The organism is Serratia sp. GW822-FHT06E05, from assembly GCF_058799445.1.
On sequence record NZ_JBXALM010000010.1, the window covers coordinates 114892 to 127759 of the forward strand.

General features: G+C 57.0%; 13 protein-coding genes. 4 read left to right on the forward strand and 9 right to left on the reverse strand.

Annotation, left to right across the window (positions count from 1 at the left end; all coding sequences use genetic code 11):
- Positions 1 to 34 precede the first annotated feature (34 nt).
- From agaF to agaR, 6 genes are read right to left on the reverse strand one after another with little or no spacing between them, the layout of a single operon-like run.
- Positions 35 to 469, reverse strand: a complete 435-nt coding sequence (agaF, locus tag AC1RKC_RS20250) for a PTS galactosamine/N-acetylgalactosamine transporter subunit IIA (RefSeq protein WP_020828420.1) — start codon at positions 467 to 469, stop codon at positions 35 to 37.
- Between the two features lie 10 nt (positions 470 to 479).
- A complete protein-coding gene (locus AC1RKC_RS20255) occupies positions 480 to 1373 on the reverse strand; it encodes a PTS system mannose/fructose/sorbose family transporter subunit IID (RefSeq protein ID WP_046372743.1) in 894 nt (297 codons plus the stop codon).
- Positions 1363 to 2142, reverse strand: a complete 780-nt coding sequence (gene agaW, locus AC1RKC_RS20260; protein ID WP_020828422.1) for a PTS N-acetylgalactosamine transporter subunit IIC — start codon at positions 2140 to 2142, stop codon at positions 1363 to 1365. The genes AC1RKC_RS20255 and agaW overlap by 11 nt, the downstream gene beginning before the upstream one ends.
- A gap of 14 nt (positions 2143 to 2156) precedes the next feature.
- Positions 2157 to 2633 (reverse strand): PTS N-acetylgalactosamine transporter subunit IIB, encoded by a 477-nt coding sequence (gene agaV / locus AC1RKC_RS20265; RefSeq protein WP_044553202.1) that lies wholly within the window; start codon positions 2631 to 2633, stop codon positions 2157 to 2159.
- 1 nt (position 2634) lies between these two features.
- The gene (locus AC1RKC_RS20270) at positions 2635 to 3918 is read right to left on the reverse strand and encodes a D-tagatose-bisphosphate aldolase, class II, non-catalytic subunit (RefSeq protein ID WP_261279818.1); all 1284 of its coding nucleotides are present in this window, start codon (positions 3916 to 3918) and stop codon (positions 2635 to 2637) included.
- 23 nt (positions 3919 to 3941) lie between these two features.
- Positions 3942 to 4715 carry a transcriptional repressor AgaR gene (agaR, locus tag AC1RKC_RS20275; protein ID WP_012146552.1) on the reverse strand — a complete coding sequence of 258 codons (774 nt, stop codon included), beginning with the start codon at positions 4713 to 4715 and terminating at the stop codon, positions 3942 to 3944.
- 513 nt (positions 4716 to 5228) lie between these two features.
- On the opposite strand from agaR, the gene AC1RKC_RS20280 reads away from it, so the two are divergent.
- The gene (locus AC1RKC_RS20280; protein ID WP_262017159.1) at positions 5229 to 6449 is read left to right on the forward strand and encodes a CynX/NimT family MFS transporter; all 1221 of its coding nucleotides are present in this window, start codon (positions 5229 to 5231) and stop codon (positions 6447 to 6449) included.
- On the opposite strand, the gene AC1RKC_RS20285 is transcribed toward AC1RKC_RS20280, so the two are convergent.
- The 3 genes from AC1RKC_RS20285 to AC1RKC_RS20295 form a co-directional block, all read right to left on the reverse strand.
- A complete protein-coding gene (locus AC1RKC_RS20285; protein WP_020828426.1) occupies positions 6439 to 6612 on the reverse strand; it encodes a YciX family protein in 174 nt (57 codons plus the stop codon). The two genes, AC1RKC_RS20280 and AC1RKC_RS20285, sit on opposite strands and share 11 nt — an antisense overlap.
- An 11-nt stretch (positions 6613 to 6623) precedes the next feature.
- The gene (locus tag AC1RKC_RS20290; protein WP_262017160.1) at positions 6624 to 6737 is read right to left on the reverse strand and encodes a YmiA family putative membrane protein; all 114 of its coding nucleotides are present in this window, start codon (positions 6735 to 6737) and stop codon (positions 6624 to 6626) included.
- Between the two features lie 296 nt (positions 6738 to 7033).
- Positions 7034 to 8686 (reverse strand): multidrug ABC transporter permease/ATP-binding protein, encoded by a 1653-nt coding sequence (locus AC1RKC_RS20295; protein ID WP_046372741.1) that lies wholly within the window; start codon positions 8684 to 8686, stop codon positions 7034 to 7036.
- A 153-nt stretch (positions 8687 to 8839) separates the two neighbouring features.
- Between AC1RKC_RS20295 and AC1RKC_RS20300 the strand changes: the two genes are divergently transcribed.
- The 3 genes from AC1RKC_RS20300 (at position 8840) to lldD (ending at position 12856) form a co-directional block, all read left to right on the forward strand.
- A complete protein-coding gene (locus tag AC1RKC_RS20300; RefSeq protein WP_020828429.1) occupies positions 8840 to 9760 on the forward strand; it encodes a LysR family transcriptional regulator in 921 nt (306 codons plus the stop codon).
- A 336-nt stretch (positions 9761 to 10096) separates the two neighbouring features.
- Positions 10097 to 11680, forward strand: coding sequence for an L-lactate permease (locus AC1RKC_RS20305; protein ID WP_260629830.1), 1584 nt, complete (start codon positions 10097 to 10099; stop codon positions 11678 to 11680).
- 33 nt (positions 11681 to 11713) lie between these two features.
- Positions 11714 to 12856: an FMN-dependent L-lactate dehydrogenase LldD gene (gene lldD / locus AC1RKC_RS20310; RefSeq protein ID WP_020828431.1), complete on the forward strand. Its 1143-nt coding sequence runs from the start codon at positions 11714 to 11716 to the stop codon at positions 12854 to 12856.
- Positions 12857 to 12868: the final 12 nt, after the last annotated feature.

The window sequence follows — 12868 nt, forward strand, 5'->3', positions numbered from 1 at the left end:
CGGGCGCAGCCTGTACGGTTGCGCCCGGCTTTACTCAGATGCCATCGGCCTGAACGTCCTCGCATTTCACCCGACGCCTTTCGTGCCACAGGCTGGTCAGCCCACGTTTGCCGCACGCCAACGCCACTTCGCGAAACTCATCCAGGCTTAGCCCATCGCGTTCCAGCATCATTTCCGCTGCCAGCTGCATATTTACCCCGGTCAGCACTTCGCAATCACCGCGCTCGTCCGCCAGTTCGCTGGCGCAGCGGAACGGCGATCCGCCGAGCATATCGGTGAGAAACACCACGCCGTCCGCCTGCGCCACTTCGGTTAGCGCCGCATTAAGGGCACCCCTTAACTGAGCGGTGCTCATCTGCTCCGGGAAATTGACCGCGACGCAATTTTGCTGCGGCCCCACCACCTGTTCTACCGCCTGCAGCAGGCCACTGGCAAAGCTGCCGTGGCCGGTAATCACAATGCCTGGCATCGCCCTTTCCTCACAATAAACCGATAAATTTGCCCACGACGCCAATCACCACCGTCACGCCAATCAGCTTCACCGGCGAGAACCCTCGCTTCATCAGGAAGAAAATCAGCAGCGTAAAGCACAGCGGCAACAGATTGGGCATCAGTTTGTCCAGCACGTCGGTCTGCAACGCCACACTGGCCTTGCCGGCATGCATCACCAACGGGGTGGAAAGATGGACATAGGAAGCCACCAGCGCGCCAATCACCGTCATGCCGACAATCGAGGCGGCGTGTGATATTCGTCGGGTATGGGTTTTCAGCAGCGCCAAGGCGCTGGTGCCGGCCTGATAGCCATAATGCGCCAGCCCGAACCGCAAGCCGAAGTGAAAAACGTTAAACAGCAGCAGGAAGACGATCGGCCCGAACAGGCTGCCTTCCAGCGCCAACGAGGCGCCGATCCCGGCGCAGATCGGCAGTAGCGTCAGCCAGAACAGCGCATCGCCAATGCCGCCCAGCGGCCCCATCAGCGCCACTTTTACCGCACGAATGGTAGAAATCTTCTCCTTGTTCTGTTCCATCGCCAGCACCAGCCCGGACAGGAAGGTGACGTCGAACGGGTGCACGTTGATAAACTCCATGTGCATCTTCATCGAATTGGCCAGATCCTGCGGATTGCGATGGATCTTGCGTAATCCTGGAATTAACTGATAAAGCCAGCCACCGGCCTGCATACGTTCGTAGTTGAACGACGCCTGCAGCAGTAAGGAACGCCATGCCATGCGGTTGATATCGCCACGGGTCAGCGCCTCTGCCGGCTCGCTGTCGACATAATCGTCCTGGTCTACCTGACTGGTCGCCAGGGCCTGCGCCATACGCTGTTCCGCTTTTTGCGCCAGCAGATCGTCGGAATCATTAAATGCCATCTTCAGCATCCTCCTGTTGTACGGACGGTTTGGGCGTGTCCGCCCCGGATCGTTGGCTGTTAAAGAAATCGATCAGTGCGATCGCCAGTGCCCCCAGCGCCACCGCCAGGATCGGCAGTTTCAGGAAGGTGACGGAAATAAAGCCGAGGATGAAATAAGCCACGTAGGTTTTTTTCATCATCACTTTCATCAACAGCGAGAAACCGATCGCCGGCATCATGCCACCCGCCACTGCCAGGCCGTCCAGCAGCCAGGTCGGTGCTTTTTGCACCATGGCGCTGGCCGCATCGGCACCGAAATAAATCGGCAAAAAAGCCACGACAAAATAGAACGCGAACAGGATGCTTATGCCGAGATAATTCACCCGTTCGATACCGCGCCAGTTCAGCTCTTTCACCATCCGATCGCAGCGGTGCATCATCGGTGAAAACAGGGTAAACAGCAGCGTAATACAGCCCTGCACCGCGATAGAAAACGGCACGGCCACGCCGATCGCCACCTTGGGATCGGCCTTTGTCAGGATGGCAAACGCCGTGCCGATCACCCCGCCAATCACCACGTTTGGCGGCTGGGCGCCCGCCAGCGGCACCATGCCCATCCATACCAATTCCAGCGTACCGCCCACCAGCAGACCTGTGTACACATCCCCCAAAATCAGGCCGACCAGCGGCCCCAGCACCACCGGGCGATGAAAGTGGGTCAGTCCGTCAAACAGATCGACCCCCGCCAGCCCGGCCAACAGTGCAATCAATAACGCATCAGTTAACATGATTTCCCCCGAACTCAGAACAGCAGCTTGCCGACCGCCTCACCCGCTTCATCCGGCACCCGGCGTACCTCGCATTCAACGCCAAGCGCCGCCAGCTCGCGAAAAGCGGCGACGTCGCTTTCATCCAGCGAGACCGTTTTATGCACCTGACGCTTACCCTCGGCAAAATGCATGTTGCCGACGTTCACGAAGCGGATCGGCACCCCACCCTGCACCAGCCGCAAAACATCCTGCGGCGTTTTGCATACCAAAAAGATCTTCTGTCGATCCGCCGCCTTGTGGATCACGTCGATGGTTTTCTGCAGCGTGAAGTAGCGCGTCTGCACCCCTTCCGCCACCACCATATCCATCAGGTTCTGCTGCACAGGATCGGCTGCCGCTTCATCGTTGGCCACCACCACCAGATTGGCGCCCAAGGTGTTGGTCCAAGTAACGCCGACCTGGCCGTGCACCAGTCGGTTATCGATACGAGTCATCAAGATATTCGGCATTTCAACGCACCTCCGGATAACAGGCGGCATGGTAGTCGTCGAGCACCTGCGTCACCTTATGCATTACCCAATCCTGCGGGTCGTTGCTCAGTTCCCCGGCATTCAGCGCGCGCGCCTGGTCTGGCAGATACTGGCTCAACAGCGCTAGCGGCACCGGATGGCGGCGCAAGTTGTCGATCAGGCTATCTACCGCCTGCTGCACCTGTGGTTGCGGCCAGTAATAACGTACCCGGTCACTCAGGCTGTAGTGGCGATCGAGATACTGCTGATGAGGGTTGCCATGGTAGTAACGGCTCCACTGCTGTGGCTGTTCGCGCATGACCTGCTCCAGCGTGGCGCACAGCTGCGCCGATTGGTGCTCGCCAAGCCATTCACGTTCAATGTGATCCAGTGCGAACAGCGCTTCGCGCAGTGCGAAAGTCAGTGCCGGGCCGACTTTCAGGATGGCAAAATGATCGCCCACCAGCTGTCGATAGGCCTGCGGCGGTTGGTAATCCGTCGAGTGCGCCTCGTACACCATGCCCGGCTGCCGTTCGATAAAGCGGCTCAGTTCATGGGCCCGTTGCGGTTGATAGTGCTCCACGCTGTGATGATCAAACTCAACGCCCGGCTGCACCACCAGCGCAATGGTTCGCGTCCAGGCATCGACCAGTTCGGCTTGCTGCCAGGCCAGGCGATGGATTTCAAGCGTTTGCTGCACCGCCCGTGGCGTGGTGACCTGCATACCTTCCAACGCCTCTTGCGCGCCGCCCGGCACCGGCACTTCGGTTCCGATCACATACACCGGCGGCTCACCGCCGCTTTGCTGCCAGGCGCGTTCAGCAATGGCGCACAAACGTGCCGCACGGGCAGCGACGGTTTCATCATTTAGAGGGAAAGGATCGCCAGCGCAGGACATGGAGCAATCGAGGTGGATTTTGCGAAAACCGGCGCGAACATAATCGTCGATCAGCGTTTCCGCCAACTTCATTGCTTCTTCTGCCGGCCGATCCTGCCAGGCGTTGGGGCCGAGATGATCGCCTCCCAGCCACAAACGATCGCGTGCCAACCCTTCCTCGTCCGCCAATTGCCACAGGGCGTCGCGGAACTGTTCCGCCGTCTGGCCGGTGTAGCCGCCAAACTGATTGACCTGATTCGAGGTGGCCTCGACCAGTACCGGCGTACCGCGCGTTTTGGCCTGCCGCAGGGCCGCTTTCAGCACCCAGGGGTGAGCGGAACAAACGGAAAAGATCCCGACCGGTTTACCGGCCTTGTGCTGCTCAACAAGCTGTAACAACTGCTGCATGAATCCCCCACGCAGGCGCCGTACTACCGATCGGCGATGACTACCTCCACGCCCAACTCGGTTAACGCCCGCTCGTAATCGTCCGGAAGAAGGCTGTCGGTAATCAGCCGATGAATTTGTCCGGCTTCGCGAATCATGCAAAAGCTCTTGCGACCAAACTTGCTGGCATCCGCCACGGCGATAATCTCGCGCGCCACCTCGCACATCACGCGGTTGAGGTGTGCCTCTCCAGGGTGAGGCGTGGTGATACCGGCAACCAGATCGAAACCGTCGACGCCCAAAAACAGTTTGTCGAAACGGTACTGGCGCAATTGCTGCTCGGCAGCCGGACCGTAGAGCGAGTAAGAATTACGGCGCACGCTGCCGCCCAACACCATCACCTCCACCCCATCATTACCGGAAAGCTCATAGGCAATGTTCAGCGCATTGGTCATCACCACCAGATCGCGTCGTCCTTTCAGGAACGGCACTATCTGGGTGGTGGTGGAACCGGAATCGAGGATCAGCGCGTCGCCATCACGCACATAGCTTGCCGCTACGCTTGCGATCTGCGACTTCACATCGCGGTTCAACCGTCCTTTGTCATGCAGTGGACGATCGAAGGCAAATTGCTGATTGAGCATTGCGCCGCCATAGGCCCGTAGCGCACACCCTTTTCGTTCCAGAAAGCGCAGATCGTTGCGGATCGTCACCGTGGATACTGCAAACTGTTTGCTGAGCTGCTCCACACGAACGCTGCCGTGTTCGCATAACAGATCGATAATGTGTTCACGGCGCTTTGCGGTATTCACTGGCATGAGCTGCGGTCCTCAGGTTTCCGGCCAGGCCGGGGAGAAGATGGCTTTCGCTCTACTGCGCAGGCATTACAGCAAAGCGAAAGCAATGAAATTGTGATCGCGGTTACAGCGCTGTTTTAGCAGAAAAAGTGGCTAAAAACCTTTCGAATCGAAATGAAGTGAAAATTAATTGCCGCAGCGAAAGGCAAAATGAAATGTCAGGGCGAGCGCGGTAGCCGGGGTGAGAAGCCTGCCGCAATGCGCAGAACGAAAGCGTCCACGCGACGGCCAGGTTGGCCGACTTTTAGTTCGCTGGGTGATCGGGATCACATAATCGTAATTATGCGTATTCTGCGTGCCGCTTGCGGCAGGGGAAAGGCTTGCGCACTGCTGAATCGGCCCCTTGTCAGGCCAGGGGTTCTTCCCTACACTTTGGCGCAGATATCGGCCCCTGCCGGTACGTAAGCGTTAACGTCAATCAACGCATCATGCCGTGCAGAATTGATTGACTGCATGCCCTGGTGCGAGGAACTGATGCCCCAATCCGCTGTAACCCCCACGTCTGCCGCAACAAAGCGCAGCCGTTTACGTCACCCATTGTTACTGGTTGCCGGCATTATGCTGGTCGCTGCCAACTTGCGCGCCGCATTAACCAGCGTGGGCCCGCTGCTGGAACAAATCCAGCAGCAATTGATGCTTTCCGCCACCTCGGCTGGCCTGCTTAATTCACTGCCGCTAATCCTGTTTGCCGTGCTGTCGCCGGTCACGCCCGGTCTGGCGAAGCGCATCGGCATTGAGCGTACGCTGGGCATGGCATTGCTGTTGCTGGTGATTGGTATTGTGCTGCGCTCGATGCCGCAAACCGGCATGTTGTGGTTGGGCAGTATTTTGATCGGTGCGGCCATCGCCTTTGCCAACGTGGTACTTCCCACGCTGGTGAAACGCGACTTCCCGAGCCGAGCCGCCGCCATGATTGCCGCCTATGCGGCAGTCATGTCACTGGTAGCCGCAACCGCCTCAGGGCTGGCCGTGCCGCTGGCAGCGTTGAACAATCTCGGCTGGCGTTTTTCCCTGCTGTGCTGGAGCCTGCCAGCGCTATTGGCGCTGATTGTCTGGTTGCCGCAACTGCGCCGCTCACCCGCCTTGACAGCCAGTCACGCAGTGCAAACTCAGCCGGTATCGGCCCGCTCTCCGTGGCGCAGTGCACTCGGGTGGCAAGTGGCATTGTTTATGGGCTTACAGTCCATAACCTTTTACACCATTATCGGCTGGTTCAGCGCCTTCGCCGCCAGCCATGGCACGTCGCCGCAACAGGCCGGTTTTGAGCTGTTTATTTACCAGGTGGTAGCGATCGCCGCCAACTTTGTCATGGTGTTTATTCTGCCGCGCGCCCGCGATCAGCGCGCCATCGCGCTATGCAGTTCTCTGCTGATTTTTATCGGCGTCGCCGGTCTGCTGCTGCTGCCGGGTTACTCTTTGGTGTGGTTGATTTTTGCCGGGCTGGGGGCGGGGAGTTCTTTGGTGCTGGCGCTGTCCTTCTTTGGCCTGCGCAGCAGCCATCATCATCAGGCCACGCAGTTGTCGGGCATGGCGCAATCGGTCGGCTATCTGTTGGCGGCGCTGGGACCCACACTGTTCGGTTTGTTACACGATCTGACTCAGGGCTGGCGATTGCCACTGATCATTCTGTTATGCCTGACGTTATTGCAAATGCTGTTTGGCATGTTGGCCGGGCGCAATCGAGTTATTCGTTAACCTCAGGAGGAAGCGAGTGTTCCGGCCCTGGCTCCCTGGCATCGTCCTGCCAGAGGTCGTTAATGAAATCCCGTTGTTCTCTCGTCAACTGCCAGGAAGGGGGGATTTTGGCCGGACTCTGACCCCGGTCGCCCCCTGTGCGCTTTACGCGTTTTTTTTCCATCACTCTATTTCCTAAATAAACAGCCAATAAATCACGGCGGCGACGGCCAACCAAAATATCCCGCAGCCGATAAATACGCACAGCCAAGCTTTACGTTTGATATCCGCGTCATCCTTGCTTATCACAGTCGCCCCATCCAATAGATTAAACTAATTAAAAATGAATTATTGATCTATTTAAACGATCAATAAAGTAGTTTATTACTATGGATATTTCAAAAAAACCTGCTATTGGCGTACATGGAAAGGGAGGGGTGTCGACAAAGCATTATGATTAACAAGGTTATTCCTGATAAATACTGGCTTGCATTAGCCAGTGGCAGCCCAGTCCAAACGGCTGTATTGAGAGGCGGTACTCTGTGGTATTTGGCCGTTTTTGCGCTGTATCAGCGATGCGGGCGGCGTTAGCAGCCCGCTTGGCATTAATCAATATGGGAAACGGAGTCCCTGCTGGCGTGTTCACGATCGCTGCCGGTCAATTCGCTAAGCTGCCCATCGCGCATTTGCAACAGGCGGTCCGCGTGTTCGAAGTAATGATCGTCATGACTAATGGCAAACACCGTTTTACCCAGTGCGCGCAGTTGTGGCAGCAGCTCACGATAAAAGATGCGTCTGAATTGCGGATCCTGATCCGCCGCCCATTCGTCCAATAGCAGAATATCTCGCTCTTCGGCCACCGCCAGCAACAGCGCCAGACGCTTGCGTTGCCCCTGGGACAACTGAGGATTAGTCACCCGAAGACCGTCAAACTCCAGCTTGTTTTTCATGTTCAGGCGATGAAGCCAGCTTTCCACCAGTTCAGCATCCGGCTGCTCGCCCTCAGGCCCCTGCAAATGCTGGAACGGATGAAAATCGGTGAAAATGGCGGAAAACAACCGGCGATAGTCATGCATGTCCGCCGGATTCTGCGCAATGCCATCCAGCAGTATCTGCCCGCTGACCGGTTGGTACAGTCCGGTCAGCAGCATGGCCAGCGTCGATTTTCCGCTGCCATTGCCACCAATCAGGAACACCAATTCGCCGCGGTGCAGCGTCAAATTCAGCGGGCCCACGGCGAATCCGGCCTTTTCTTCCGTCGCGCCATAATGGAACATCACCTCACGCAGCTCCAATGTTTGCCAGGCCTTGGTCGTTCCCGCCGGAAATTCCTCTTGATAGTCGGCGAGCCGTAAGGATTTGACCTTGTTGAAAGCCACTTCTGCGCTAATCAGCGTAGGGAATGCTCCCACCGCCTGCAGCAACGGCGTGCGCAGGAACAGCAGCGTCAGTGAATAGGTCGCCGCCACGGCGGTATCGGCCCAGCCCAGGCTGTTGGCCATATAGAACACCAGGCCTATCGCGCCCAGCATCATGATATTCGACCAGTTCACCGCGCTTAGGTGGAAGGTATCAGCACGAATAATATGATGGCGATACTCTTCGGCATCCGGCTGGTAGGCCTGGCGGTAAAGCGCTTTGGCGCGATCGCGGTTCAACGCCAGCTCTTTGCGGCCGTCAATGGCTGACTGATAGTGCTGATAGAGTCGCTCTTCAGATTCACGCACGTTGGTCAGGTGACGATAGACCCGCGATACCAGACACCCGCTGCCAAACACCGTCACCGCGACCCAAATAGCGGTCACCGCCAGCATCTGCGGCGACAGCCAGCCCAAATAAGCTGCCGACCCCAACGTCAATATCACCCCCTGAACCAGTTCGGGCAAACGCACAAAAGCCAGGGTAATATTGCGAATATCGCTGGCCAGGCTCGCCAGCAATGCCGCACTGCCAAGCTGCTCGATCCGCTCAATATGGGTATCCATGATCCGCTTCACCAATTGACCGCGGAGCCGAAACACGAAGTGGTGGCCCAAGGCGGTCAGCGCCAACTGCGAACCCAGCGTCACAGCCATCAGCAATGCCAGCAACCCGAGAAACTCCGGCAATACCGCCAGCGGATCGCCCGCCGCCGTCATCAGCCGCAGGTTGATAAAGGCAATGATGCCGATACCTAATGCCGCGCTGGCCATGGTCAACGCCATTACCGCCACAAACGGCCAGCGATATTGGCGGTAAACCACCCGTAGCAACTCCATGAAAAACCCTTACCCTGAAATATTGAGATGGCAGGCATTGTAAGCGGCCAAAAAGTGATATCAATAACAATTCTCATATTGTCGTCGACGATTGATTCCTGCCCGAGAGGATTTACACTGGCTGGAGATCTGGGACAAGGAAAACCAAGACTGATGCTGCCTACACATGAATATGCCAACGATCTGATCCTGTTCGCCTTAATTGTTGACTGCGGTTCTTTCAGCAAAGCCGCAGAAACGGCCGGCATCACCAGCTCGGTGGTCAGCAAGCGTATCGGACGTCTGGAGAAATCCCTCGGCGCGCGCCTGCTTTACCGCACCACGCGCAGCCTGACGCTGACGGAAAATGGCCGCAGCCTGTATCGCCAGGCCAAAGAGATCAGCGCCAAAATTCAAGATGCTTTGAATGTCGTCAGTGAAAACAGCGACGAGTTGACTGGCGTCATCCGCATGTCGGTACCGACGATTTCTGGCGAGTTGCTGCTCAGTGAGAGCGTGGCCGAATTTTGTGCGCGGCACCCGAACCTGAAAGTAGAGATGCGGCTGGAAAATCGCTTTGCCGATCTGGTCAACGAAGGGATAGATTTGGCGATCCGCACCGGCACCCTGCCGGACTCAAGCCTTATCGCACGCCACATTCTTGACTCCCGATGGGTAATAGTCTGCTCGCCCGGTTATCTGCAACAGCATGCCGAACCCCATTCGTCCGACGATCTGCTCAAGCATAATTGCCTGACCTACACCTATCAGGAAAGTGGTACCGACAACTGGCTGATGAAGCCACCGGGCGGCGGCGAAATTTATGAGCTACAGGTTAAAGGCAATTTGTCGGCCAATAACGCGCGGGCCATCCGCAAGGCGGCGATCGGCGGTTATGGCATTGCCATGGTGCCACGCTGCATGGTGTTTGAGGATTTGCAGGCAGGAACACTGGTAGAAGTCTTGTCCGGGCACTGTGGCAAGATATTAGGCGTTTACGCGGTCTACCCTTATACCCGCAATTTACCCTTAAAGACCCGGTTGTTGATCGAACATATCATCGCGGGCTATCAAAATATCAGCCATTATTTTTGAGGCCGATCACAATATTATTCCCACCAGCAGTAAGATGCCGACGAGGGATTACGTCATTTTTGGGGATAATCTATGGTCAATTAACGCCTAATTAATGTGATCCAGCCCCACCCACATCTTAAGTGAAAATTCAACTCATTGATTTTTAGATAAATACAACCTCACCTTTCATATACCAATAGTCTCATTTCGTAATCATCACGCCTAAGCATTTCAATGTTAAAAAATTGCCGTATAGCACCGCCTCCAATGTTGTGATTAGAATAAAAATGTTGCGGTAATTAACTATTTAGCTACATCTCCGTGAAAATAAAAATAATAACCGAAGAGGATCTTATGTCCCTTTTTTTCAGCGTTGCGCCCATCGTCCTGCTGATTTGGATGATGACCAAAAGGAATGGCGTTCCCTCTTACCTCGCTCTGCCGCTGACGGCTGCCGTCGTGTATACCGTGCAGCTACTGTGGTTCGACAGCGCTCCCCTGCTGTTGCATGCCAATATCGTCACTGCATTTGTGGCGGTTTTAACCCCTATCACCATCATCGCCGGTGCGATTTTGCTGAACAAACTGATGCAGATCAGCGGGGCGGAAAACGTGGTACGCCGCTGGTTGGAGAATATCAGCCCCAATCCCGTGGCCCAGTTGATGATCATTGGTTGGGCATTCGCGTTCATGATAGAAGGCGCCAGCGGCTTCGGCACGCCGGCGGCTATCGCGGCCCCGATTCTGGTGGGGTTGGGCTTTAACCCACTGCGGGTTGCCCTGCTGACGCTGGTGATGAACTCGGTGCCCGTTTCCTTCGGCGCCGTGGGCACCCCCACCTGGTTTGGCTTTGCCAATCTGGGCCTGTCGGACGCCAGTCTGCTGGAGATTGGCCGCCAGACCGCGCTGATCCACTTTGTCGCCGGGTTTGCGATCCCGCTGCTGGCGTTGCGTTTTATCGTTTCCTGGCGGGATATTCGCCGCAATCTGCCTTTTATTTTGCTTAGCGTCCTGAGTTGTACCCTTCCCTATCTGCTGCTGGCGCAGGTGAATTATGAGTTTCCGGCGCTGGTCGGCGGCGCCATTGGCCTGGCGGTGTCGGTGTTGCTGGCCCGCGCCGGCATCGGCCTGGTTCGGGTTGATAAAAACCAGGAACTCGGCCAGTCAGTGCCCTTTATCCTGGTGCTCAAAGCCATGACGCCGACCCTGCTGCTGATTGCTATCCTGATAGTGACCCGCATCCACCAATTGGGCATCAAAGCGCTGCTCAACAGTACGGCACCGCTGTGGCAAGGGAGCCTCGGCTGGTTGGGTGAGCTGCGCGTCAGCGACGCCCTGATTATCGAGCTGCAACAGGTGCTCGGCACGCAGGCCGCTGCCAGCTACAAAACGCTGTACGTGCCCGCGCTGATCCCCTTTCTGCTGGTGGTGGTGCTGTGTATTCCGCTGTTTCGGCTGAACCGTCACCAGGTCAAACAGATGTTTAGCGAAACCGGTCAACGGATAGCCAAGCCCTTTATCGCCCTGTTGGGGGCCCTGGTGATGGTCAACCTGATGATGCAGGGAGAAAACGACGCGCCGGTGATCCTCATTGGCAAAGCGCTTGCGGCACTGACGGGGGAAAGCTGGCTGCTGTTCTCTTCTTTCCTGGGTGCGCTGGGGTCGTTCTTCTCTGGCTCTAATACCGTTTCCAACCTGACGTTCGGCGGCATTCAACAGTCGATCGCCCTGAGCAGCGGACTTAACGTCAATCTGACGCTGGCGCTGCAATCCGTCGGGGGCGCCATGGGCAATATGGTGTGCCTGAACAATATTATCGCCGTCTGTTCGATCCTCGGGATCGGCAACGCCGAAGGAAAAATCATCAGAAAGACCGTGCTGCCGATGCTGGCGTACGGAGGGATCGCCGCCGTCATGGCCCAGATCCTGGCTCTCTGATCCAAAGTACGTTATCGAAAGAAGGTAAAAAACATGATCATCTCCGCCTCAACCGACTATCGGGCCGCCGCGCAAGCCAAGCTTCCGCCCTTTCTGTTCCACTATATTGACGGCGGGGCCTACGCGGAGCATACGCTCAAGCGCAATACCGAAGATCTGGCTGATATCGCCCTACGCCAGCGTGTGCTGCGCAATATGTCGGACCTCAGTCTGGAAACCCACCTGTTCGGCGAAAAGCTGGCGATGCCGGTAATACTGGGCCCGGTCGGGTTAACCGGCATGTATGCCCGTCGTGGCGAGGTACAAGCGGCCCGGGCTGCTGCGCAGAAAGGCATTCCCTTTACGCTGTCTACGGTTTCGGTATGCCCGATAGAGGAAGTCGCGCCGGCCATCGATCGGCCCATGTGGTTCCAACTGTACGTGCTGAAAGACCGTGGCTTTATGCGCAATGCGCTCGAGCGTGCCAAAGCGGCCGGGGTGAAAACGCTGGTGTTCACCGTTGATATGCCGGTTCCCGGCGCGCGCTATCGCGACGCCCATTCCGGTATGAGCGGCCCTAACGCTTCCCTGCGCCGCGTGCTGCAGGCCGTTACTCACCCACAGTGGGCCTGGGACGTTGGCCTGCTCGGCAAACCTCACGATCTGGGCAATGTGTCGGCCTATCGCGGTAAACCGACCAGTCTCGAAGACTATATTGGTTGGCTCGGAGCCAACTTCGATCCTTCCATCTCATGGAAAGATCTGGAGTGGATCCGTGAATTCTGGGAGGGGCCGATGATCATTAAAGGGATTCTGGATCCCGAGGACGCCAAAGATGCAGTGCGATTCGGCGCCGACGGCATCATCGTATCCAACCACGGCGGCCGTCAGTTGGACGGTGTACTCTCAACCGCACGCGCCATGCCGGCGATCGCCGATGCGGTAAAAGGCGACATTACGCTGCTGGCCGACTCCGGCATCCGCAGTGGATTGGACGTAGTACGAATGATCGCTCTGGGGGCCGACAGCGTACTGCTGGGGCGCGCCTTCGTTTACGCACTGGCCGCCGCCGGGCAGGCCGGTGTCGCTAACCTGCTGGAACTGTTGGATAAAGAGATGCGCGTCGCCATGACGCTCACCGGAGCAAAAACCATTGCTGAGATTGGCGCAGGCTCTCTGGTCCACGGACGCGGCTAGCCCCCTCTCCTG